Here is a 2,476-nt window from a genome sequence, read left to right on the forward strand (position 1 = left end):
TGCGCGCTCACCTCGGGCAATACCCACTACGCCACTACGAGCAACTTCGACGACTTCAGTTACTTCAGATATCGCTTGAATGAAGGCATCCAACTTTTCACTCGTGCCCGCAAGTTGTACCGTGTATTGAGCAGCAGTGACATCCACGATCTGGCCACGGAAGATGTCCGCTGTCCGTTTTACTTCTGCTCGCGCAAAACCACTGGCTTTCACTTTCACCATCATCAGTTCACGTTCGATGTGCTCGTACTCGGTGACTTCTTGTACTTTCAGCACATCGATCAATTTGTGTAACTGCTTCTGAATTTGCTCCAACTGCATCTCATCAGACGTCGTGGTAATGTTCATTCGCGAAAGCGTTTCATCATCTGTCGGTGATACCGTCAAAGATTCAATGTTGTAACCACGTTGAGAGAACAAACCAACAACACGAGACAACGCACCCGGTTGGTTTTCCAATAGCAGTGAAATAATGTGTCTCATATTAAGTTCTCTCCGTTTTGCTTAGCCACATTTTATCCATACCCTCACCTTTGATTTGCATCGGGTATACGTGTTCGGTTTCGTCTACGTTGATGTCCACAAACACCAGACGATCTTTCATATCCAACGCTTTTTGTAGCCCTTCTTCGAGCTGATCAGGCGTTTCGATACGAATACCGACGTGACCATAAGCTTCTGCAATCGCTGCAAAATCAGGAACAGAACTCATGTAAGAATTAGAGTGACGACCTTGATAAATAATGTCTTGCCACTGTTTTACCATGCCTAAGAAGCGGTTGTTTAGGTTGATGATCTTCACTGGAATGTCGTATTGCATGGCTGTCGAAAGCTCTTGGATATTCATTTGAATACTGCCATCGCCCGTAACAACCACGACTTCTTCTTGTGGCATGGCAAACTTAACACCCATACCAGCCGGAAGGCCAAATCCCATAGTGCCCAATCCACCCGAGTTGATCCAACGGCGTGGTTTGTTAAATGGGTAGTAAAGTGCTGCAAACATCTGGTGCTGACCCACATCAGAAGCAACATACGCATCACCATTGGTCAGCTTGTGCAAGGTTTCAATCACTTGCTGTGGCTTAATTCGCTCTGGTGACTTCTCATAAGCCAAACAGTTGCGGTCACGCCACACTTGAATGTCATCCCACCATGCGGTGATGGCATCTTCATCGTTCCCACCTTCTTGCTCTGCCAGCAGGCCAAGCATGGTTGTAAGCACTTTTTCCGCAGAGCCTACGATAGGTAAATCCACCTTCACGTTTTTCGAGATCGATGATGGATCGATATCAATATGCATGACTTTTGCGTTTGGGCAGTATTTTTCAAGGTTGTTCGTCGTGCGATCATCAAAACGCACACCGATGCCAAAAATAAGATCCGCTTCATGCATCGCCATATTGGCTTCGTAAGTACCGTGCATACCCAGCATGCCCAGTGAGTTTTTATGTGTTCCAGGGAATGCGCCTAGTCCCATCAACGTACTGACTACTGGAAGGTTCAGCTTGTCGGAGAGCTCTAAAATATGTTCATGAGCGCCAGAAATCACAGCACCACCACCGATATAAAGCACTGGTTTTTTCGCTTCTAACAGCGATTTAAGCGCTTTTTTAATCTGTCCTTTATGACCCGACGTCGTCGGCTTGTAAGAACGCATTGAAAGCGTTTCTGGGTATTGGTAAGGCAGTTTGATTTGCGGATTCATTACATCTTTCGGCAAGTCAATCACTACTGGACCAGGTCGACCTGTGGTTGCGATATAAAACGCTTTCTTGATCGTTTCAGGAATATCTTCCGCTTTTTTCACTAAAAAGCTGTGTTTGACCACTGGGCGAGAGACACCAACGATGTCACATTCTTGAAAAGCATCATTACCAATTAGGCTATTAGGTACATTACCCGAGATAACGATCATTGGGATGGAGTCCATATAAGCCGTGGCAATACCAGTAATGGTATTGGTCGCGCCCGGACCTGAACATACCAGTACGACACCCGGTTTACCGGTAGCGCGAGCGTAACCATCTGCCATATGAGTGGCGGCTTGCTCATGCCTTACAAGTACGTGTTTGATTTGATCGGTTTTGGCATGCAGTGCATCGTAGATATCCAAAACAGAGCCACCTGGGTAGCCAAAGATCTGCTCTACGTGCTCTTCTATCAGAGATTGAACCACCATCTCTGCGCCTGACAACATTGCTGTCATAATTGCTCTCCTTAGCCAGTTTCCTCACCGTAAGGTCAACGGATTGGTCTGGTTTTACATAGTCTAGGTCTTATTCGTAGCCTAATCGAAATACTTCCACGTTTTCGGCTATGTCTTGCGTTCGTCATAACATCCCGCAAGGTTACCCAACAAATGTAACGTTTTATTATCAACGGGTCTAATGAGAGATTGGTCTACTTTTTAAACAAGATGCTAGTAATTAGAATGTTAGCAGGAATAGCAGCCACACATGCCTTATTTCACAGT

Annotated in this window: 2 protein-coding genes; both read right to left on the minus strand. The window is 45.8% G+C overall.

The features are described from left to right. The coding region (gene ilvN / locus CAG69_RS09025) for an acetolactate synthase small subunit (RefSeq protein ID WP_161443819.1) at positions 1 to 483 on the minus strand (483 nt) is incomplete at its 3' end. 1 nt (position 484) lies between these two features. Beyond that, complete coding sequence (locus CAG69_RS09030) at positions 485 to 2,209, minus strand: acetolactate synthase 3 large subunit (RefSeq protein WP_005392255.1); 1,725 nt, start codon at positions 2,207 to 2,209, stop codon at positions 485 to 487. Between the last annotated feature and the right edge of the window lie 267 nt (positions 2,210 to 2,476).

Origin of the sequence: Vibrio sp. V43_P6S15P86 (assembly GCF_009904725.1) — a bacterium.
Taxonomy (GTDB): domain Bacteria; phylum Pseudomonadota; class Gammaproteobacteria; order Enterobacterales; family Vibrionaceae; genus Vibrio; species Vibrio diabolicus.

Excerpts from the sequence above, each read along its gene's own strand:
- CAG69_RS09030 (WP_005392255.1), bottom strand. The coding sequence starts at position 2,209 with ATGACAGCAATGTTGTCAGGCGCAGAGATGGTGGTTCAATCTCTGATA.